Origin of the sequence: Parvularcula dongshanensis (genome assembly GCF_014199615.1) — a bacterium.
In the GTDB taxonomy this organism is placed as follows: Bacteria; Pseudomonadota; Alphaproteobacteria; order Caulobacterales; family Parvularculaceae; genus Parvularcula; species Parvularcula dongshanensis.
In genome coordinates, this window is sequence record NZ_JACHOB010000004.1 from 226,202 (window position 1) to 248,552 (window position 22,351).

Sequence of the window (22,351 nt, forward strand, 5' to 3'; positions counted from 1 at the left end):
ACAGTTGCGCCTAGCTGCATGCACGAGCTTCTGCGATCTCAAACAGCTTCTGCCCGATAGACTGCGTCCGCGTTCCACGTGATCGGCTTTGGATCACAGATCGTCCGTCCTTCGGCGTCCTTTGACAACTCAACCGTGATGAGCTTGTCGCCAGGCGATGCCGGACTCAGCTCTAGCGCGAGATACTCAAAGAGCGGACGTTCATGAACAGCGATAACGACCTGGCGGCCTTGCTGTCTTGCTAGCGTACGGAGGAGCGCCGCAAACTGCGCGATGTGAATCTCATCCATGCTCTGAACCGGATCATCGATCACGAGCCAGGGCAATAGCGGCTTCACAGACAGATGTAGGGATAGAAAGAGCGTCAGCGCCGCCGTGTTGAGATTACCAGCACTGAGCATGGCTTTCGGATTTCCGCCCTGGTCCTTGCCACGATAGCGCGTGGTAAGCTTCGCCTCGACCGGCCCTCTTCCCTTATCCGGCAGTTCAAATACGGGAAGAAAAGGTTCTTCCGGTGCCAACCGGATGAAGAGATTATTCCACACTCGATTTAGAGACTCGTTGAACACCTCGCGCACAACAGCCGTGCGCGCCTCCACGGCGCGATCCGATAGTTTCCGGATCTCCCCACGGACTCCGTTGGTGGCCTTAATGGCATCTTTGAAGCTCTTGTGTTTCGCGCTCGCGTCGCGATGATCGCGTTCAAGCTCGCTAAGTCGCGCATGGGCGCTGGCATAGGCCTCGAGTGCCGCCTCAACCCGCCTGCGCTCCTGGTCGCGACGCAGCGCTGCGGCGAGGACTTGGTCGAGCGCTACCAAATAACGCTCCAAAACTGTTCCGAGCGCCTCGCTCTCGGACGGCTCTTGAAGGCTGAGCTGCTGCGCGAAGCCTAGGACCGAAGCTCGCAAACCCCGCAGCGCCTCCTCATCACGCCTCAAAATTGCCAGACGCTGCGACGCTTGATCTGTCTCTTTCGACAAAGCATCGCCCCGTCGCGCAGCGTCGGCGGTGTCTTGCAATCGACGAAGCGCTTCGCCGAGATTGGCGCGGCGATGCCTGAGCGCTGCAAGATCTCCGCCGTCCAGAACCGTTTCTTCCAATCGACTGAGATTTCTCTGATGTTGCGTAATCTGCATGCGGACTGTTTGGCGCTCCTCAGCCACAGAACGCAAACGACTTGCGGTTTGCGACAGGGACGAGATGTGTGTGGCGAGATGGGTTCGGAGAGATGTCGTTCCTACTTCAGAGAAATCCCTTCGGCAGACAGGACAAATCTCGCTGTCGACGAGCGGTGCGAGTTGTGAAAGAGCCTGCGCCATCTCTCCACTACTCGTCGCGAGCGTCCCGAGGCTTTCATCAAGTCGGCCTTCACGGGCCTTTGCCTTATTTAAGGCCTCGCGAAAATCTATAAGCTCTTTGCGGGCCATCTCGTCGCGGGTCAGCCTTCCGTCCGCCTTAGCGAATTCATCGCTTAGTTCTTCGACCGCTTCCCGATGTGCTTCGACCCAACCCACCGATCGGGCTGGCGGCAGGTCTGCGTAGAGCGCGGCGGCTCCGCTCAACGCCACCTCGAGCGCCAGCCTTTCATCATTTTCCCACGCTGCTAGCGTCTCCTGGCGATCCTGGACAAAGGCTTCCGCCGCGGCCCGTTGCTCACGACCCGGTTGCTGTTCAATCCGTCGCCACACGGACAGCGCGGCTTCAATATCACGGCGAAGCGCTGCTTTTTCGACAGATGCACGGCGTTCCGCGTTGCTGTCGCCTAGTTGGGACCGGTCGTCATCGAGATCATTGATTGACTGAACACCGAAAGGCCCGAGCGCTTCGGTCAGCTCGGCCGCTTTACTCCCAAGCGCTGTCCTCGCTTCTGTGATCGCGTCTGCGAGCCTTGTAACATATTTATCATGTTCAGCCAGCTCGTCGATCGCCTCGCCATAAAGCGGCAAGCTTTTAACCAGACGTCTTTTGTCACCGGTGGGATGAAGGCCCTCCACGAGCGAATCAAGCTGATCGAGCCCCAAGAGGTCGTTGACGAACCTGGTGAGGGGGCTCGCCGTCTTGCGCGCATCGCTTGCTTCATAGATCTCGAGAAGACGGCTCAACGTTGCCTGAGAGAGTAAAGAGCGTTCCGTGAAGAAACGGCTTTGCATCCGCGATAATAACGGCGTGCCCTCGATCTCACCGGCCCGAACTCTCACCTCGGCGGGAGTGTTTGGAATCTCGTCGTGCGAAGCGTTGACCGAAATACTCGCTTTGACAGCGTCATAGTGGACGAGATTGTCTGTATAAGCGTCGTCAAATCGTTTGAGCGATCCCACCGCCCCGGTGAGGCCAAGCTCGATCGCAGACAGCAAGCTCGTCTTTCCGCTGCCATTTGGGCCGTGGACAAGGACCACCGGTGCATCGAGTGGCACGGTGACGGTTCCGCGAATGCTGCGAAAGTCCGTTACCTGTACCTGCGTCAGCCGAGCGCTCATGCCTTGTCCCCCCAGGCGGCGCTGAGGCTCTTAGTCAGCAACTCGTTGACCGCAGCTTCGACGGCGCTCGGACCGTTCGGGACATTCTCGCAGAGAGCTTGAACGTCCGGAGTTAAATCGTCGATCCGCGACATCAGCTCCGCCATCGGATCGGCGACGGCGCCTTCGGTGTCGATTTGGTCAAGCGGGGTGAGCACTGCGAGCCAGTTTGAGAGATGCTCCTCGCTGTGCTCTTCGCCGGAGGGAATCGTGCCGACTGGTAAGACGCGGCACACCTGCATGAGCCTGGACAAATGGTCCGGGTGCGGCCTTGGACCGACCAACACACACGTCAGGGGATTGCGTGAGCGCGCTAGATCAAGCGCCCGGGCGACCCCTTGTATCCTTCTAACAACGTCGGCGTCTCTGGCGTCCACAGTGTCCGCGATGAGGACGATGTCACTCGCATCGCCCGGCCCCATCATCACAGCGGCGAATTCAAACGTGCTCTGACGGATAACTAAAGGTAGCGGAAGCTCGTGAAAGCCGGCGTTCGCTAGGAACGCCACCACTCGCTCAACAGGCGCACTCATCGTTACAGACCCGCTTCCTGTTTGAAGCGCTCCATCAGCGCCGAGGGCTCGGCCACCTCCGCGATAAGACTAGCCATGCTGACTCGACGCGGCCCCACAGGGCCGCCGGTCCGGCCTGGCGCGCGTGTGGGCGACCGTTGCATTCTCTCATGGATTGATCGGGCGTGGATAAGAATGGCGTCTTCGTCGTCTTCCAGGACCGCTTCGCTGTCATGAAGTGCAAGCTCCGCGTCCGGCTTGCCAACCATAAACACCCGGTTGGTCCGCCCGCCACTCGTCAGTTCGGCGACACCAGCTCGATCGTCCGTGTTCAACGTTGGTCTGAGCGTCCAATCGCCGACATGGACGCCTTTGGCGAGCGTAGCGGCAATTACCGCAGCCTCGGGCGTCCCATCTGTCTCTGTTTCGACGTTCTGATCCATCTGACTCAGCGGTATTGGGCTGAGCGCCTCGTAACGCGTCGTTGTCGGATCGCTTCGGCCCGCGAGGAACAGGCGCTTGCCGCGCGACAGACCGCCGATCAACGCCTCCACGAACGCCAAATGGTTACCTGTGTTCGCCGCTGCCATTTGATCGCGCAACAGGATCACTCCTTCGTCTACCCACGCAGCGAGTTCGTCCGACAGATCAAAAGTCCCGAGTCGGGCCGTACGCTGAAGTTTGGCGGCATAGGTCCACAACAACAGCGCCGTCAGCAAAGGCTTAGCGTAAGCCTGCAAATGGGCGCTCGTTTTGATTTGTGCTCGATCGGCTCCTGCGAACTGGTTGCGGTAGACATTTGCTAGGAGCGCAGTCTGTGCTTCTCCGACCGCCTCTTCAGCCATGACGTACGCCGGCAAGTCGCCGGGCCAGTCCCAGCTCTGCTTGTCTGCAGCCAGCGCAAAAATCGTTCGGATGTTCGCGTCCTGCGCGGAGAAGCCGAGCAAAAGAGTTGGTTTAGAGATTGCAACGTCGATTAAATGCTGGACCAGCCCCGCGACCTTCGCGTCTGTGGCCCATCCATCGATCTGACGCTGTGCGCCCACAAGATACGGTCGATAGAGCGCCTCATCGTCGCGTGCGCGCACCGCGCAGCCATGAAACTTGGTCAGCGTTGCCTTTTGATCTGGCGCCTGCAGGTCCTCCGAGCGCACACAGATTTTTAGGCCGTCGTTGTCGCCGCTTAGCTCGCGCGTCGCTTTTTCGATCAGCCCGTCCCAATTTGCCGAGGGGAGCTCCCTGACTAGACCTTCCTTGACGAGCACGGCGATCGCATAATGCTCAGCATCGGGCATTACATCATCGTTGGCGTAGGTACCTACCACATTGACCGCGTCCCAAATCATGAGGTCTAGCGGCTCATCGTCGACGTCGATGTTAAGAAACTGCGCATACTTGCCGCTAAGCCGTTCCTTCAGAAGGTCAGCGAGTGGCCAATCCTCAACAGCCAAGGTCAGATCGATGGAGTCTCTCTCATCGGCGCTCAGATCAGCAATCCCGTAGGCGCGGACCAACGCTTTCTTGAACGGGCAAGTGTTCTGAGTGTGATCGACGCGAGTGCGGAGATATTCCAGCGCCTTGATGATGATTTCTTTGAGGCCCGGGTACCGGAACAAGGAAATGCCCGAGCCTAGCCAAAACGCGTAACGGCCCTCAGCGACGCCTTGGGCAAAGGCCCTAAAGTCGCCATCCAGAAGCGAGAGCGTCTCAGCAATCGAAATCGTGGCGGCTTTCGGCACGGTGATGATGCACCCCCTGTTTGTTACGCGCGCCTATCGTCGACCTGCTTCCAACATCGCGCGATTCCTGAGGTTTGCGGTCTAGGTGGTAGCCGGCGCGGAAACAATCAGCGATTGAGAATCGCTTGCCCTCCGCTCCTTCAATCGCGATTTTTACTATTCGAGGAGAAACGGGTCTTATGTCGCCTTCTGGATAGGACCGGACCCTATGCGCGAGCGGCAGAACGTTCGATTCGGGCCTGATTGCGCCGTAGCTCGCCGCTAGCGTCAGTCCGGCCGTTGAAGCGACATGAACGCGCCGGCCGCCCAACCGCTTCATCCTGCCGCCCGCTCGGCGTAAGCGCCTTTCATGATCACCCCTCTCGTCATCCTCGTTCGCCCGCAGATGGGCGAGAACATCGGCGCTAGCGCGCGGGCCATGCTGAACTTCGGGCTGACCGGGCTACGCCTCGTCGAGCCGCGGGACGGCTGGCCGAACGCCAAGGCGGGAGCGATGGCGGCGGGGGCGTCCCAGGTGATCGACGGGGCACGCGTGTTCGGCTCGGTCGAAGAGGCCGTGTCCGACTGCGCTTACGTCCTCGCGACGACGGCGCGGCAGCGGGGGGTCTTCGTGCCGGTGCACGAGCCCGAAGACGCGGCCGGGCGGCTCGTCGCGCATGCCCAGGACGGACTGCGCACGGCGGTCCTCTTCGGCGGCGAGAAGTCGGGACTGTCGACCGACGACCTCGCCTTCGCCGACGCGATCCTGACCGTGCCGGTGAACCCTCAGTTCAGCTCGCTGAACCTCGCCCAGGCCGTGCTCCTCGTCGCCTATGAGTGGTCCCGCGCCGCAGGATCGGGGGAGCGCTTCGAGAGCCCCTACGACCAGACGCCCGCGGGCCGGGAGAGCACGGAGGGCATGATCACGCATTTGTTCAACGCCCTAGAAGCCACTGGCTACTTCTATCCGGAGGCGAAAAGGCCCACACTGGAGCGGAACCTGCGCACCATGCTGACGCATGCCAAGCTGACCGAGGCGGAAACGCGACTGTTTCGCGGGGTGGTCAGGCAGCTTGCGAGGCGTCAGGATGAGGGAACGTGATACTGAATACGCTAGCTGAAATCCTTCCGTGCTTCCGAACTTCCCCTTTGGGGCGGTGTTTCCGGAAGGACGCAACCGCGAGAGCGCTTCTCCTATGCCTAGGCTGATCGGCATCTCCAACCGCACCGCGGCCGGGGGGTCGAAGGCGGGCGGCCTGGCCGTCGCCCTTTGGGAGGCGCTCGCCGAGTCGGGCGGCCTCTGGTTCGGCTGGTCCGGCGAGGTGACGAAGACCGCCCCGCGCGGCGTCGAGCTCTTCGAAGAGGACGGCGTCGAGTTCGCCGTGACCGACCTCACCGAGGCGGAGCATCAGGGGTTCTACCTCGGCTACTCGAACCGTTCCTTGTGGCCGGTCATGCACTACCGCGTGGACCTCGCGAACTTCGACGAGAGCGAGTTCGCGATCTACGCCGAGGTGAACCGCCGCTTCGCCAAGCTGATCCGGCCGCGCCTGCAGCGCGACGACGTCGTCTGGGTCCACGACTACCACTTCATGCTGCTCGGCCGCGACCTGCGCGAGCTCGGCTGGGACGGCCGGATGGGCTACTTCCTGCACATCCCCTTCCCGCCGCCCGAGATCTTCAAGTCGCTGCCCGACCACGCGCGGCTCGTGCGCGGCCTCGCGGCCTTCGACGTGATCGGCTTCCAGACGACGAACGACCGGCGCAACTTTGAGAAGTACATCCTCGAGGAGATGGGCGCGAAGGCGCTCGGCGATTGCCGCTACGAGGTCCAGGGCCGCGCGATCACCATCAAGGCCTACCCGATCGGCATCGACGCGGACGAGTTCGCGCGCCTGTCCGTCGGCGACGCGGCCCAGGTCGCGCAGTCGCGGATCAAGCCGTTCCTGGGCAACCGCAAGCTGATCCTCGGCGTCGACCGGATGGACTACTCCAAGGGCATCCCGCAGCGCTTCGAGGCGATGGGCCGGCTGCTCGATCACGACCGCGACCTTCACGGCAAGATCGCCTACACGCAGATCGCGCCGCCTTCGCGCACCAAGGTCGAGGAGTATGCCGACCTGCGCGGCGAGCTCGACGAGCTGTCGGGCCGCATCAACGGCGATTACGGCGACCTCGACTGGATCCCGATCCGCTACCTCGCGCGTAGCTATCCGCGCGACTACCTGGCGGGCCTCTACCGCATCGCGAGCCTCTGCCTCGTCACGCCGCTGCATGACGGGATGAACCTCGTCGCCAAGGAGTTCGTCGCGGCGCAGGACCCCGCCAACCCCGGCGTCCTCCTCCTGTCGCAGTTCGCGGGCGCGGCGGAGCAGCTCTCGGGCGGCGCGCTCCTCGTCAACCCGCACGACCTGTCCGGCATGGCCGACGCCATGCGCGAGGCGCTGCGCATGGCGCTGCCGGAGCGGCGCCGCCGGTGGGAAGCGATGAACAAGGTGGTGAACGAGCAGGACATCACCTGGTGGCGCGAGTCCTTCATCGCGGACCTGTCGCCGGATCGGCCCTTGGGGTCGAGCGCGAGCCCCGCTAAGGCGGGGTCAGGGAGCGTCGTCGCGCTCAACCGTTAAGACGAGGGGCCGTCCGGCCGCTCTTCACGACCAAGGGGCCTCGTTCATGCCGCAAGCCGCGCTCGCCTCGGAGGCGCCGCCGCACGACTTCCTATCGGGCGCCGCCCTCTTCTTGGACTTCGACGGTACGCTCTCGCCGCTCCAGGACGACGCGAACGCTGTCTGGCTGCCGGAGGGCGGGGCGGAGATGCTCGACGCGCTCGAGAAGGCGCTCGGCGGCGCGCTGGCGCTAATCTCGGGGCGCGACGGCCGCGACCTCTCGCGCCGCGTGCCGACCAGCCTCTGGCGCGCCGGCAATCACGGCAACATGGTGCTCGCGCCCGGCGTGAGCGAACCGGGCACGCTGCCCGAGGCGCCGGCGGACCTTCTTCGCGCCGCCGAGGCCATCGCCCACGCGAACAGGGGCGTCTTCGTCGAAGAGAAGGCCGCGGTCCTGGCCATCCACACGCGTGCCAACCCGGAGGCGGAACCCGCAGTCCTGGACGCGCTTCGCGGCCTCGCGGCGAAGACCGAGGGCTACAAGCTGCAGCACGGCAAGCGCGTGATCGAACTGAAACCGGTCGGCATGGACAAGGGCGTGGCCATCGAAAGGCTGATGGAAGACGCCCCCTTCGCCGGACGCCGCCCCGTCTTCTTCGGCGACGACGCGACGGACGAGGACGGCTTCGCCGTCGTCCAGCGCCTCGGAGGCGAAGCCGTCAAAGTCGGTGACGGCGATACGATCGCCCGCTACCGCCTAGACGACCCGGACGACGTCTGGGCCTTCCTGAAAGAGGCGCTGAATGGACTCTCTTGAACTCGGCGTCGTCGGCAACGGTTCGATCGCGGGCCTCGTCGACGAGCACGGCGCCTATGCCTTTCTGTGCCTGCCGCGCTTCGACGGAGAGCCCGTCTTCGACGCGCTCATGGGCGGGGAAGGAACTTTCGCCGTCGAGATGGTCGGGCACACCCGGTCCGAGCAGACCTACATCCGCAACACGGCCGTTTTGCGCACGACGCTGCATGCCGAGGGCGGGGCGGTCCTCGACATCTACGACTTCTGCCCGCGCTTCTCGGCGAAGGGGCGGACCTTCCGTCCTGCGAGCTTCGTGCGGCGCATCGTGCCGCGCGCCGGGACCGCGCGCATCCGCGTCCGGCTGAAACCCACGGATGGCTGGAAGGGCGGCGAGCTTCGCATGTCGCGCGGCACCAACCACATCCGATACAGCTCCGAAGACGGCAGCCGCTTCCGCGTCACGACCGACGCGCCGATCTCTTACGTCCTCTCCGAGACGCAGTTCACGCTCGACCGTCCGATCCACATGGTCTTCGGACCGGACGAGTCGCTGTCGGACGCGACCGACGTCCTTGCCCGCGACTGGGAAGAGCGGACCACGGACTACTGGCAGGAGTGGTCGCGCAGGCTCGCCGTCCCGTTCGAGTATCAAGACGCCGTCATCCGGGCGGCGATCACGCTCAAGCTCTGCGTCTTCGAGGAGACGGGCGGCATCATCGCGGCGCTGACGACGTCCGTGCCCGAGCACGCGGGATCGCAGCGCAACTGGGACTACCGGTTCTGCTGGATCCGGGACGCCTACTTCACCGTCACCGCGCTCAACCGCCTCTCCTCGGTCTCGACCCTCGAATACTATCTGCGCTGGCTCAGGAACGTCGCCGCGCTGACGGACGGCGGACACATTCAGCCGGTCCTGGGCGTCGGTCTCGAGATGAAGCTCGAGGAGCACATCGTCGACCGCCTGCCGGGCTATCGCGGATCGCCGCCCGTGCGTCGCGGCAACCAAGCGTCGGAGCACATCCAGCACGACGTCTACGGACAGGTCATTCTAGGCGCTGCGCAGGCCTTCTTCGACCGGCGCCTGCGGGCGCCCGCGGGCGAGACCGACTTCCGCCTGATGGAGAAGATCGGCGAGCGGGCCTTCGCCATGCACGATCAGCCCGACGCCGGGATCTGGGAGTACCGCACGCGGGCCGCGGTCCACACCTCTTCGGTCCTGATGTGCTGGGCGGCCTGCGACCGCCTCGCTAACGTGGCCGAGCACCTCGGCCATGAGGATCGCCGGGCCTACTGGCACGATAGGGCGGAGACCATCCGCGCGACGATCGAGGCGAACGCCTGGTCCGAAGAGAAGGGCGCCTATACGGGCGACTTCGACGGTGGTTACCTCGACGCCAGCGTGCTTCTGATGTGCGAGGTCGGCTATCCGCAATCGGACGAAGAGCGCGAACGCTTCCGCCGTACGGTCGATGCGATCGACAAGGAGCTGCGCGAGGGCAACGCCGTCTACCGCTACAAGGCGGCGGACGACTTCGGAAAGCCGAAGACGGCGTTCACCGCCTGCACCTTCTGGCACGTCGACGCGCTGATCGCGGTGGGCCGGAAGGACGAGGCGCGCGCGCTGTTCGAGCACGTCCTCTCCCGCCGGACCCGCCTCGGCCTCCTGTCGGAGGACATGGACACGGAGACGGGCGAGCTCTGGGGCAACTTCCCGCAGACCTATTCCATGGTGGGCATCATCAACTCCGCGACGCGGCTGTCGAAGGGCTGGTCCGAGGTCGTCTGACCGAAGCGCGGTAGTGATCGGGGTTAGAACCGTCCCGCGGGGAAGCGCCGCCCGGAGCGGCTTCGTCCTCCTTGCCGACGAAGCGGCTGGCCGAGACTGATCGGGCGTCCTCGTTCAAACGAGCGAGCCCCGGTGCAGCTATTCCCGATCGGCCTTCGGCCGTCCGGAGAGACCCCGGGCCAGCGGATCGGACGGGCCGCGCGCTCGCCGGTTCCGCCGCTCTTCGCGGCCCTGTCATACCGCTGTCCCGGAACGATACGGGCCTACGCCGCGTTCTACCCATGACCCTTTAGGACATGGGAGGCCAAGAATGGCGTCATATTCAACCCATCCTGGCGGTCCGTCGGGCGCGCTGCCCGCACGGAGCGCCCATGACGAACCGAACCGCAAGGGGACGAACGATCCGGGCACCGTCCTCGGCTTGATCGCGACCGGAGCGTTGGCGGCGACCGCGATCGGCGTCGCGACCGCGAGGGCGCGTCAGCACGACCGCGACCGGCGACCGCCCGACGACGCGCCCGCGCGTACGGCGGTGCGCAACCGCATGGGCGACTACGCCTTGGTCGGCAAGACGGTGACCATCAACAAGCCGAAGGCGGAGCTCTACGCCTTCTTCCGCGACTTCCAGAACCTGCCGAAGTTCATGGAGAACGTGCGCGCCATCACGCCGCGGGCGGAGGGCGACGCGACGCGTCACGACTGGCAGATCCGCGCGCCCGGCGGCCGCACGGTCGACGTGATCACCGAGGTCACGGAGGACCGCGAGGGCGAGATGATCGGCTGGCGGTCGGTCGAGGGCTCGGACATCAAGACGACCGGCCACGTCGCGTTCAAGGACGCCCCGGCCGGACGCGGCACCGAGGTCGAGCTCGTCATCGCCTACGACGCGCCCTTCGGCGCGGCCGGGCGCATGGTCGCCAAGGTGATGCAGGCCGAGCCTCACATCCAAGCCCGCCGCGACCTCAAGCGGTTCAAGATGCTGATGGAGACGGGCGAGATCGCCACCTCCCAGATGCATCCGTAAGACACGGAAGGAAAACTCATGCGCGCACTGACTTGGCACGGGCGGCACGACGTCCGCGTGGACAACGTCCCCGACCCCGCCATCGTGAACCCCCGCGACGCCATCGTGAAGATCACCTCGACCGCGATCTGCGGCTCCGACCTTCACCTCTACGACGCCGTCATCCCCGGCATGAAGAAGGGCGACGTCCTCGGCCACGAGTTCATGGGCGAGGTCGTCGAGACCGGGCCCAAGAGTACGCTCGAGAAGGGACAAAGGGTGGTGATCCCCTTCACCATCGCCTGCGGCAGCTGCTTCTTCTGCGAGAACGATCTGTACTCGGCCTGCGACAACTCGAACCCCGTCGAGAAGCAGGACGCGTCCGAAGCGCTCTACGGGCACGCCATGTCTTCGCTGTTCGGCTACAGCCACCTCACCGGCGGCTACTCGGGCGGTCAGGCGGAGTACGTCCGCGTGCCCTTCTCCGACGTCGGCCCGCAGGTGATCCCAGACGGGATGAGCGACGACGAGGTCCTGTTCCTCTCCGACATCCTGCCGACCGGCTGGATGGGCGCGGAGAACGCGGACATCAAGCCCGGCGACACGGTCGCGGTCTGGGGCTGCGGCCCGGTCGGCCTCTTCGCGGTCCAGTCCGCGATGATCATGGGTGCGGGCAAGGTGATCGCGATCGATCACTACCCGAACCGCCTGCGGCTCGCCAAGGAGCTCGGGGCCGAGGTCATCGACTTCAAGCTGACCGACGTGCGCGAGGCGCTCATGGAGATGTCGGGCGGGCTCGGGCCGGACGCGGTCATCGACGCGGTCGGTATGGAGGCCCACGGCTTCACGGCGGGCAACATGCTCGACACGGTCAAGCAGCGCTTCGGCATCGGCGCCGACAGCGCCGACGCGCTGCGCCAGGCGATCATGTGCGTGCGCAAGGGTGGCCGGGTGTCGATGCCGGGCGTCTATGGCGGTCTGGTGGACGACTTCCCGATCGGCGCGCTGATGGAGAAGGGCCTGCAGGTGAAGACCGGCCAGACCCACGTCCAGCGGTACACGGCCGATCTTCTGAAACGGATCCAGGACGGCGAGATCGACACGACCTTCCTGATCAGCCACCACCTGCCGCTGGAAGAGGCGCCCAAAGGCTACAAGAACTTCCACGACAATCAGGACGAATGGACCAAGGTCGTTCTGAAACCTCATTGATCGGGGCCGGCCGCCGCCCGGGACCGGGCGGCGGCGCCCTGTAAGGTACGCTTCCATAATCTAGGAGATTGCATCATGGCTCATACTGGACTCGCCGTCGTGACCGGTGCTTCGACTGGCATCGGGCTCGAACTCGCCAAGCTTTGCGCCGCCGACGGCTACGAGCTTCTCATCGTCGCCAACGAGGCCGAGATCGAGCACGCCGCCGACAGCTTGCGCGGCCAGGGCGTCACCGTCACGGCGGTGCAGACGGACCTCGGCACCGAGCACGGCCTCGACCAGCTTTGGATGGCGATCGGGGGCCGCCCCGTCGACCTCCTGCTCGCCAATGCGGGGCAGGGCCTCGGCGGCGCCTTCCTCGATCAGGACTTCCAGAAGGCGAAGGACGTGATCGACCTCAACGTGACGGGGACGACCTCGCTCCTGCACAAGGTCGGCCGCCAGATGCGCGACCGGAACAAGGGCCGCATCCTGATCACGGGCTCGATCGCCGGCCTGATGCCCGGCGCGTTCCAAGCCGTCTACAACGGCACGAAGGCCTACCTCGACAGCCTCTCCTACGCGCTCAGGAACGAGCTTAAGGAGACGGAGGTCACGGTCACCTGCCTGATGCCGGGCCCGACGGATACGGAGTTCTTCGACCGCGCCGAGATGGAGGGCACGCCGGTCGGTCAGGACGACTCCAAGGAGGACCCCGCCAAGACCGCGAAGCACGGCTACGACGCGATGATGAAGGGCAAGGCTGGTGTGGTCTCCGGCTTCATGAACAAGGTCCAGGCGGCCTTCACGGGGATCATCCCCGACACGGTCCTCGCCGAGATGCACCGCCACATGGCGGAGCCGGGCCGGCAGTCGAACTGACGCACGCCCCTACGAGACCAGGAAAGCCCGCTTCGAAAGAAGCGGGCTTTTTCGTGCCGCGCGCCGGATCGGTCGACCTTCGCCCTAGCCGGTGAGGAGGTCGCGCTGACGAAACGAACCCGGACACACGCTCACCGCGAAGTCGTAGGCGCTCGGTCCTCTCGGTGTGGAAATCTCCTTGCCGAATTGACAGGTTAACGGGGTTCTAACGACACAAAAGTGTGAACAAACTCTGGCAATGCGCAGCGCGCGCTTACAGCCAGGCAGGTTCCCCGTGGTCTTCAAACTCCCCCGCCTTCCGTTCGGTACGAACGGTGACGACACGCTCTACGGTACGGATCGGTCCGACCTTATCCTCGGCCGGGGAGGCAACGACACGATCTATGCGGGCGCCGGGCGCGACCTGATCCAGGCGGGGGCCGGGAACGACACGGTCTATCTCGGCGCCGGCGGCGACGTGGTGCTCGGCGGCAAGGGCTTCGACACGGTGGTGCTCGAAGGCGGCGTGCTCGGCTACGAGATCGATCGTCTGGGCCGTAGCGACATCTACCTCGTCACCGACAAAGGGGAGGGCAGGGGCGACCGGCACACCTTCACGGACGTCGAGGCGATCACCTTCGCGCAGGACGGCTACACCTACTACCTCGACGGGCGGAACAACGATCCCTTCGTCCAGGGCGAGGCGGCCGCGACGGGCGAAGACGACGCGCTGTCGCTGAGCGAGGACGCGCTGCTGGCGAATGACGTGGACCTCGACGGCGATGCGATCGGCATCGCGGGCGTCGATGCCGTCAGCGCAGCCGGGGCGAGCGTCAGCTTCGAGAACGGCGTCGTCACCTACGACCCGGCGGGCGTCTTCGATGCGCTGGCCGAGGGCGAGACCGCCACGGACACCTTCAGCTACACCGTCTCTGACGGCCGCGGCGGCTCCTCGGTCGCGACCGTCACCGTGACGGTGACCGGCACGAACGACGCGCCGGTCCTGAGCGTGCCTTCCCAGGTCGCGGCCGATGAGGGCGAGACGAGCGTCTTCACCGCGACCGCGACGGACGCGGAGGGCGACGCGATCACCTTCTCTCTCGGCGGGGACGACGCCGACCGCTTCGTGATCGACGCGGCGACGGGCGAGGTCAGCTTCGCCGAGGCGCCCGACTTCGAGAGCCCGGCCGACGCGGACGGCGACAACGCCTACGAATTGATCGTCACGGCGACCGACGCGAACGGCGCCTCGTCGAGCGAGGCGATCAGCGTCGCGGTCGATGACGTGCTGGAATCGACCGCGCGCATCAACGAGTTCCACTACGACAATGCGGGCGGCGACGTCGGCGAGTTCGTCGAGGTTCGCACGGCGGCGGGTGCCGACGTCAGCGGCCTCGTCCTCGAGCTCGTCAACGGGAACGACGGCGGCGTCTACGCCGCGCTGACGGCGGCGGGCGCGAGCGTCACGAGCGACGGCGCCTACGACTACTACGTCTTCGCGCTGCCGACGAACGGCCTCCAGAACGGAAGCCCGGACGGCCTCGCCCTGTCGGACGGCGGCCAGCTGGTCGAGTTCCTCTCCTACGAAGGCAGCTTCGAGGCGACCGAAGGCGCGGCGGCGGGCGTCACCTCGACCGACATCGGCGTCTTCGAGCCCGGCGACACGTCGGTCGGCTTCTCGCTGCAGCGGAACGAGGACGGCAGCTGGGACGCGCCGCGCGACGCGACGGCGGGCTACGACAACGACTTCATCCCCCTCGAAGCGCGCATCAACGAGCTGCATTACGACAATGCGGGCACGGATGTCGGCGAGTTCGTCGAGGTGCGGACGAAGGCGGGCGCGGATGCCTCGGGCCTCCTCGTCGAGCTTCTGAACGGCTCGAACGGCACGGTCTACGACGCGCTGACGGCCGACGAGGCGAGCGTCACCACGGACGGCGAGTTCGACTACTACGTCTTCGAGCTGCCGACCAACGGCCTGCAGAACGGCAGCCCGGACGGCCTCGCCCTGTCCGTGGACGGCACTCTCGTCGAGTTCCTATCCTATGAAGGCGAGTTCGCCGCCGCCGAGGGGGCCGCTTCGGGCCAGACCTCGATCGATATCGGCGTCGAGGAGACCAGCAACACGGAAGTGGGTCAGTCGCTCCAGCGCGGCGTGGACGATTCGTGGGCCGGTCCGGCGTCTGAGACGCGCGGCGCGGCGAACGAGCTGCCCGTGGCGACGAGCGCCCGGATCAACGAGCTGCACTACGACAATGACGGCGCGGACGTTGGCGAGTTCGTCGAGGTTCGTGTGAATGCCGGCGAGGACGTCTCCGGCCTGACGGTCGAGCTCGTCAACGGCAATGGCGGCTCCGTCTACGGCACCACGGCGGTTGCGGGCCTGACGATGACGTCCGATGGCGCCTATGACTACTACGTCTGGGAGCTGCCTTCGAACGGCATCCAGAACGGCAGCCCCGACGGCCTCGCGCTGTCGATCGATGGTCAGCTGATCGAGTTCCTCTCCTATGAGGGCATCTTCACCGCGTCCGCCGGGGCGGCTGCAGGCGAGACCTCGGTCGACATCGGCGTCTCCGAGGCGGCCGACACGGCCGAAGGCCTGTCGCTGCAACGCGAGGACGACGGCAGCTGGACCGGCCCGCGCGAGGCGACGGCGGGGGCGGACAATGCGGGTGCCCCGCCGGAACCGCCGCGCCTCAACGAGGTGCACTACGACAATGCCGGTACCGACACGGGCGAGTTCGTCGAGGTCCGCGTGGGCGCGGGCGCCGACGTCAGCGGCCTGACGGTCGAGCTTCTCAACGGCAATGGCGGCGTCGTCTACGAGAGCACCGGCGTCGCCGGTCTCTCCATGACCTCGGACGGGACCTACGACTACTACGTGTGGGACGTCTCGGGCATTCAGAACGGCCCCGACGGCCTGGTCCTGGCCGAGGCCGGCACGGCGCTCGAGTTCTTCAGCTATGAAGGCACGTTCCAGGCGACCGAAGGCGCGGCCGCAGGCCTGACCTCGACAGACATGGGCGTCGCCGAGACCAGCAGCACGCCTGAAGGCCAGTCGCTCTACCGGACCGAGGACGGGGGCTGGGCCGGGCCCGAGGACGCGACGCCCGGCGCCGCGAACGACGCAGGCGCGCCGCCGCCGCCCCCGCCGGGTGAGCTCGTCTTGATCTCGACGATCCAGGGCAATGGTTACGAGTCCATGCTCGTCGGCCAGGCTGTCACCATCTCTGCGGTCGTGACTCGCGTCGTCGACGACGGCTTCTACGTCCAGGAGGAAGTCGCCGATTACGACGGCGACGAGGCGACGTCCGAGGGGATCTTCATCGCCAATACGGACGGCGCCGTCGACGCGGGGAACCTCATCACGGTTTCCGGTACCGTCGAGGAACGCTTCGGCCTGACGTCGCTGACGAACGTCACGAGCATCGACGTGACCGGCACCGGCATCATGCTGCCCGAATATGTCGGCGTCACCCTGCCGCTCGCCTCGGAAGGCTCGCTCGAGCGCTTCGAGGGCATGCGGGTCTCGCTGACGAGCAGCACGGACGCGCCGATCACCGTCATCGAGAACTTCAACTTCGACCGCTACGGCGAGGTCGTCGTCGGTGCGGGCACGCAGGTGCAGCCGACGCAAGTTTTCGACGCGCAGACGCAGGCGGACGAGATCGACGCCCTGCAAGAGGCGAACGCCCTCAACCGTCTGATCATCGATGACGGCGTCTCGAGCCAGAACCCGTCCGAGTTCGGCTACGCCCCGGCCACCGCGCCCGGCGACAACGGCAATGGTTACATCGATGCGGGTGACGACTTCGGCCTCGAAGGCCCGACGCTCCGCCTCGGCGCGGAGATGTCCGGGCCCGTCGAGGGCGTCCTCGGCTACGGCTTCTCAGAGTACCGCCTGCTGCCGGACGGCACCTTGCCGATCGACGAGGCGACCAACACGGGCGCGCGCGAAGCGACGCCGTCGGACGTCGGCGGCTCGCTGCAGGTCGTCAGCATGAACACGCTGAACTACTTCACGAGCCTGTCCGACGCGTCCGCCGACAACCCGGCCGGGCAGGCCCGGGGTGCAACGTCGGCGGAGGACTTCGCGCGGCAAACGGACAAGCTCGTCAACGCGGTTCTGGCTTCCGGGGGCGAGGTCTTCGGCTTCGAGGAGGTCGAGAACAACGGCTTCGGCGAGGGGTCGGCGATCCGTACGCTGGTCGAGGCGCTCAACGCGGCCGTCGGCGAAGACCGCTACGCCTTCGTCATCCCCGACGGTGCGGGTGCGGACGGCCGCATCGGTACCGACGCGATCACCAACGCCATCGTCTACGACCAGACGGCGGTGACGCTCGACGCGTCGGAGGTCTTCACCTTCGACGACGGCGGCAGCCAGCAGAACCGCCCGGCCGTCGCAGCATCCTTCGTCGAGATCGCGAGCGGCGAGAGCTTCGCGCTCGTCGTGAACCACCTCAAGTCGAAGGGCGGCAGCGGCTCCGGCGGCGACGCGGACATCGGCGACGGGCAGGGCGCGTTCAACGAGACGCGCACGGACGCCGCCCAGCAGCTCGCCGACTGGATCGCGACCGATCCGCTCGGCACGGGGGACGGCGACTACGTCATCGTCGGGGACTTCAACGCCTACGCGCAGGAAGACCCGATCCAGCTCCTGCGCTCGGAAGGGCTCGTCGACCTAATCGATAGCTTCATCGGACAGGAGAACGCCTACTCCTACACCTTCGACGGTCAGCGCGGCACGCTCGACCACGGCTTCGCGACGGGTTCGCTCGCCGACCAGGTCACCGGCGTGACGGAGTGGCACATCAACGCCGACGAGCCGGATCTCCTCGGCTACTCGAGCGAGTTCACGGATGCGGGCTTCTACGGCGACACGCCCTTCTCGGCGTCGGACCACGACCCGCTGATCATCGGGCTCGAGCTCGGCGAGAGCGCCGCCGTCGAGATCGCGTAAGCGCTCAAGCCGGGGCGGGTGGTCCGCCCCGGCGACGCGGACTAGACTAGGCCCGCCTCGAGGAGGGGGCAGGAGACGGCAACGGGCCTGACAGGGACGACGCCGGTCACCGACTGGCTCGACGCGTGGCGCGAAGCGGCGCCGCGCGACGAGACGGGCGCGCTCTCCCGGCGCGGCCTCCTGCCGGGCTCGACACGCCTCGTCCTCTCCCAGCTGCCGCCCGAGGGAACGCTGGGCGAGGCGATGGAGATCGTCGCGAACGCCTACAACATGCTCCATGGCGGCGCGTTCAACCGGATCGTCCGTCATGGCGGGGAGGTCGCCTTCGTCACCGACGAGCGCGGCTTTCCCTTCGCCGTCGAGAAGCCGGCGGAGGTCCGTGTGGTGATGGAGGCGACGCTCCTCTTCGCGCACGCGCTGTTGCGCCTGATCGCGCCGGGCGTGGCCGGGCCGAGCCTGCACTGCGTCCGGCTGCGCAGGCCGAAGGGGCCCGCGGCGGTCCCCTTCGAACGGCTGGCGGAGGTGCGCTACGGCGCGAAGGCCTATGCGCTCGTCTACGACCGGGCGGCGGCGGAGGGCGAGCGCGTCCGCTTCCCGCCGCCGGGCGCGCTGACCTTCGAAGCCGTCGGCGAGGAGCAGGCGCGGCTGCTGCAGGAGGCGCCGGCGCCGGTTACCGACGCCGTGCGGGAGGCCCTCGCGGCGGAGGACGTCAGCCAGGAAGAGGTGGCGCTCGCCCTCGACATGAGCCCCGCGACGCTGCGCCGTCACCTGCAGGCCGAGGGCACGAGCTTCAGAGCGCTGCGCGCCGCCGCGCTGACCGCCCGCGCCACCGCGTTCCTGCGCAGCGATCTTCCTCTGCCGAGCATCGCGGCGCGGTTGGGCTTCTCGGACGTCAGGAGCTTCAACAGAGCCTTCAAGGCGTGGACCGGGGCGACCCCCGCGACCGCGCGCCGACGCCTGCGCTGAGCGAAACTGTTCACTGGGCTTGCGCGCTCGCGTCGTAGGCGAGCGCCGGGCCGCCATGTATCCTTGCCGAAAAAATAGAATTCGGAGGAACACATGGCTCAGAAGACCGGCGGCGCGAGCCGCCTCGCGCTCATCGTCGCGGCGACCCTCGGCGCCTTGCCGTGCTCGGCGCTCGCCCAGTCGACGACGGTCCCGGACGAAGGCGCCGCCGGGGTGGAAGACACGATCTTCGTCACGGCCAGGCGCCGGGGGGAGAGCCTTCAGGACGTCCCCGTCGCCGTGACCGCGCTTCAGGGCGAGCAGCTCGAAGCGCTCGGCACGCCGGACATCACCTACGTCGCCCAGACCGTGCCGAACACGACGTTGGAGGTCAGCAGGGGGACGAACACGACCCTGACCGCCTTCATCCGGGGCGTCGGCCAACAGGACCCCGTGGCGGGCTTCGAGGCGGGCGTCGGGATCTACGTCGACGACGTCTACCTCAACCGGCCGCAGGGCGCCGTTCTCGACATCTACGACGTGGAGCGGATCGAGGTCCTGCGCGGGCCGCAAGGCACGCTCTACGGCCGCAACACGATCGGCGGGGCGGTGAAGTACGTGACGCGCCGGCTGGGCTCGGAGCCTGCGCTGGAGCTGCGCGGCACCTACGGCACGTTCAACCAGGCGGACCTCGTCGCCAAGGCCGAGGCGCCGCTGACGGACACCCTCCGGGTCGGGGCGGCCTTCGGCACGTTCAACCGCGACGGGTTCGGCAAGAACCTGACGACGGGCGAGGAGAACTACGACAAGGAGATCCTCAGCGCGCGCGGCACGGTCGAGTTCGAGCCCTCGGACGTCCTGTTCCTGCGGGCGACGGCGGACTGGCTCAAGGACACGTCCAGTCCGCGCGGCGGCCACCGGCCGATCGTCGGCCTCGTCTCCGGCGCACCGGTGCTGGACGACGTCTACGACACGCGCGGCGGCATCGAAGGGCCGAACGAGACCGAGGCTTGGGGCATCTCGCTGTCGGCCGAGCTCGAGCTGACGGACGCGCTGAGCCTCAAGAGCATCACGGCTTGGCGTGACGACGAGACCGAGACGCAGATCGACTTCGACGCGCTGCCGCAGGTCGACGTCGACGTGCCAGCGATCTACAACAACGATCAGTTCACGCAGGAAGTTCAGCTCACCTATGAGGGCGATGCGGTTCAAGGCGTCGCCGGCGTCTACTACATAGACGCCAACGCCTACGACACGTTCGACGTGGTGCTCGGCACGACCGGCTTGGCGCTCGGTTTGCCTGGGCTCAACGCCAACACGACCGGCGATGTCGATACGAAGAGCTGGGCCGTCTTCGGCGACTTCAGCTTCGACCTCGAACGGATGATGGGGTGGCAGGGCTTCGAGCTATCGCTCGGCGGGCGCTACACCGAAGACAAGCGGTCCGCGGACGTTCTGCGCCGGACCTTCATCGGCGGCCGGACCGAGCCCCTCGGCGGGATGAACCCGACCCTCATCGCGACGACCTCGGACTTCCAGGGCGCCGAGACCTTCGACGACTTCAGTCCCCGGGTGTCGCTCTCCTACGCGCCCAATGGCGACAACGATCTCTACGTCTCGTACAGCCAGGGCTTCAAGGGCGGCGGGTTCGACCCGCGGGGGCAGAGCACGGACGCCATCGACTTCGACGGCGACGGCGACGTGGACGACGCGGACATCTTCGACTTCTTCCTCTTCGAGCCCGAAGAGGTCGATTCCTACGAGGCGGGGTGGAAGTCCCAGGCGATGGACGGTCGGCTGACGAACAACGTCGCGGTCTTCTTCGCCGACTACAAGAACGTGCAGATCCCCGGGTCCGCGGGCGGCACGGACCCCGTCACCGGGGCGCCGACCTTCGTCGGGATCACGACCAATGCGGGCGCAGCGGAGTTCTTCGGCGTCGAGCTCGAAGGCACCGCGGTGTTCTCGGAGGACCTGACGGGCGCGGGCGACAGGCTGTCGGCGTCTTACAGCCTCGGCTACATCGATGCGGACTACACCGAGTTCGTCGTCGCGGGCGAGGACGTCGCGGACGAGCGGGTCGTTCAGAACACGCCCAAATGGTCGGGCGCGCTGCAGACCAACTACACGCGGCCGGTGGGGGCGGGGGAGCTGAGCTTCCTTACCGTCACCTCGTTCAAGGACTCGACGAACCAGTTCGAGGTGCCGAACTCGCTGATCGATCAGCCCTCCTACTTCCTGTTCGACGCGAGCCTCGTCTGGACCGAAGAGAGCGGGCGCTGGCAGGTGGGCCTGCACGGCAAGAACCTCTTCGACCGGCAGTACCGCGTTTCGGGCTACAACTTCCTGAGCCAGAACGCGGACGGCAGCTTCGTGCAGCCGATCACGGCGACCCTCGGCCTCGATGGGGTCGCGACCACCTTCTACGGCGCGCCGCGGCAGGTCTTCGCGACGGTGACGGCCCGGTTCTGAAGTCAGCGGGCGGCGCGGTCGCGCCGCCCCGTCAAGGATAGTCTCTATGCGACACGCCCTATCGGCGGCCTGTGCCGTCCTCCTCGCCTGCCTGACGGCTTCCTGCACGGACGAGCCTCGCGAGGCCTCTTCCGACGAGCAGGCCGGGCCCGAAGCGCAGGGCGCCGACCGCTACGTCGAGGTGGACGGCGCGCGCGTGCGCGTGCGGGAAGAGGGGGCCGAGGGCGCCCCCGTCCTCCTGATGATGCACGGCTTCACCTTCAGCCTCGAGACCTGGGACGCGCTGGCCCCGCTCCTGACGGAGGACTACCGCGTCGTCCGCTACGACCTCCTCGGCCACGGCATGACCGGGCCGGACCCCCAAGCGCGATACGCGCCCGAGGAGCGGGCCGCCTTCGCGGGCGAACTGATGGAGGCGCTCGGCATCGAGCGGGCCGTGCTCGTCGGCAACTCGCTCGGCGGCCTCGCCGCCTGGCGCCTGGCGGCGATGTCGCCCGAGAAGGTGTCGGCGCTCGTCCTCATCGACCCCGGCGCCTACCCTATGAACGGGACGACGGAGGTGCCCGCCCCGGTGCCGCCGATGCTCGCGGCTTACTTGCGCACCGTGCCGGCGCCCGCCTTCGAGGCGTCGATCGCGCGCATCTATGCCGATCCGAGCAAGGTGCCCGAAGAGCGCCTCGCGACCCTGCGCGAGATGATGCGGCGCGAGGGGAACGGCGATGCCTTCGTTGCGTCCCTCGAAGAGTTCACCCTGCCGGACCCAGAACCCGTCCTGCGGACGATCGAGGCGCCGACGCTGATCCTGTGGGGCACCGAAGACCAGATCATCCCGCCCGCCGACGGCGCGCGCTTGGCCGAAGTGATACCCAACGCCACGCTCGTCCGCCTGGACGGCGTCGGCCACGTCGCGCAGGAAGAGGCGCCCGAAGAGGTCGCAGCGGCGATCGAGGGGTTCCTCCGCGACGCGAATCCTGGACGTTGA

14 protein-coding genes are annotated in these 22,351 nt (G+C 66.5%); 11 read left to right on the forward strand and 3 right to left on the reverse strand.

Annotation, left to right across the window (positions count from 1 at the left end; genetic code table 11):
* Nucleotides 1-38: 38 nt before the first annotated feature.
* From GGQ59_RS10585 to GGQ59_RS10595, 3 genes are read right to left on the reverse strand one after another with little or no spacing between them, the layout of a single operon-like run.
* Nucleotides 39-2,477: an AAA family ATPase gene (locus tag GGQ59_RS10585; protein WP_183818348.1), complete on the reverse strand. Its 2,439-nt coding sequence runs from the start codon at nt 2,475-2,477 to the stop codon at nt 39-41.
* Nucleotides 2,474-3,049 carry a hypothetical protein gene (locus GGQ59_RS10590; RefSeq protein WP_183818350.1) on the reverse strand — a complete coding sequence of 192 codons (576 nt, stop codon included), beginning with the start codon at nt 3,047-3,049 and terminating at the stop codon, nt 2,474-2,476. Before GGQ59_RS10590 ends, GGQ59_RS10585 begins: the two co-directional genes overlap by 4 nt.
* A gap of 2 nt (nt 3,050-3,051) precedes the next feature.
* Nucleotides 3,052-4,767, reverse strand: coding sequence for an SIR2 family protein (locus GGQ59_RS10595; RefSeq protein WP_183818352.1), 1,716 nt, complete (start codon nt 4,765-4,767; stop codon nt 3,052-3,054).
* A 349-nt stretch (nt 4,768-5,116) separates the two neighbouring features.
* On the opposite strand from GGQ59_RS10595, the gene GGQ59_RS10600 reads away from it, so the two are divergent.
* The 11 genes from GGQ59_RS10600 to GGQ59_RS10650 all read left to right on the forward strand — a co-directional run bounded on the left by GGQ59_RS10600 (nt 5,117) and on the right by GGQ59_RS10650 (nt 22,351).
* Nucleotides 5,117-5,848, forward strand: coding sequence for an RNA methyltransferase (locus GGQ59_RS10600; protein ID WP_183818354.1), 732 nt, complete (start codon nt 5,117-5,119; stop codon nt 5,846-5,848).
* A 94-nt stretch (nt 5,849-5,942) separates the two neighbouring features.
* Complete coding sequence (locus GGQ59_RS10605) at nt 5,943-7,373, forward strand: alpha,alpha-trehalose-phosphate synthase (UDP-forming) (protein ID WP_183818356.1); 1,431 nt, start codon at nt 5,943-5,945, stop codon at nt 7,371-7,373.
* Between the two features lie 46 nt (nt 7,374-7,419).
* On the forward strand, nt 7,420-8,169 hold the full coding sequence (gene otsB, locus GGQ59_RS10610; protein WP_183818358.1) for a trehalose-phosphatase: 750 nt from the start codon (nt 7,420-7,422) through the stop codon (nt 8,167-8,169).
* Nucleotides 8,156-9,934 carry a glycoside hydrolase family 15 protein gene (locus GGQ59_RS10615; protein WP_183818360.1) on the forward strand — a complete coding sequence of 593 codons (1,779 nt, stop codon included), beginning with the start codon at nt 8,156-8,158 and terminating at the stop codon, nt 9,932-9,934. Before otsB ends, GGQ59_RS10615 begins: the two co-directional genes overlap by 14 nt.
* A gap of 310 nt (nt 9,935-10,244) precedes the next feature.
* Nucleotides 10,245-10,958 carry an SRPBCC family protein gene (locus GGQ59_RS10620; protein WP_183818362.1) on the forward strand — a complete coding sequence of 238 codons (714 nt, stop codon included), beginning with the start codon at nt 10,245-10,247 and terminating at the stop codon, nt 10,956-10,958.
* Between the two features lie 18 nt (nt 10,959-10,976).
* Entirely contained in the window at nt 10,977-12,149 is a 1,173-nt protein-coding gene (locus GGQ59_RS10625) for a zinc-dependent alcohol dehydrogenase (protein ID WP_183818364.1), read from the forward strand.
* A 75-nt stretch (nt 12,150-12,224) separates the two neighbouring features.
* Nucleotides 12,225-13,010, forward strand: coding sequence for an SDR family NAD(P)-dependent oxidoreductase (locus GGQ59_RS10630; protein WP_183818366.1), 786 nt, complete (start codon nt 12,225-12,227; stop codon nt 13,008-13,010).
* Between the two features lie 274 nt (nt 13,011-13,284).
* Nucleotides 13,285-17,952, forward strand: a complete 4,668-nt coding sequence (locus tag GGQ59_RS10635) for an ExeM/NucH family extracellular endonuclease (RefSeq protein ID WP_183818368.1) — start codon at nt 13,285-13,287, stop codon at nt 17,950-17,952.
* A 243-nt stretch (nt 17,953-18,195) separates the two neighbouring features.
* On the forward strand, nt 18,196-18,918 hold the full coding sequence (locus GGQ59_RS10640; protein ID WP_183818370.1) for a helix-turn-helix domain-containing protein: 723 nt from the start codon (nt 18,196-18,198) through the stop codon (nt 18,916-18,918).
* Nucleotides 18,919-19,011: 93 nt separating this feature from the next.
* Nucleotides 19,012-21,369, forward strand: a complete 2,358-nt coding sequence (locus GGQ59_RS10645) for a TonB-dependent receptor (RefSeq protein ID WP_183818372.1) — start codon at nt 19,012-19,014, stop codon at nt 21,367-21,369.
* 46 nt (nt 21,370-21,415) lie between these two features.
* Nucleotides 21,416-22,351, forward strand: a complete 936-nt coding sequence (locus GGQ59_RS10650) for an alpha/beta fold hydrolase (protein WP_183818374.1) — start codon at nt 21,416-21,418, stop codon at nt 22,349-22,351.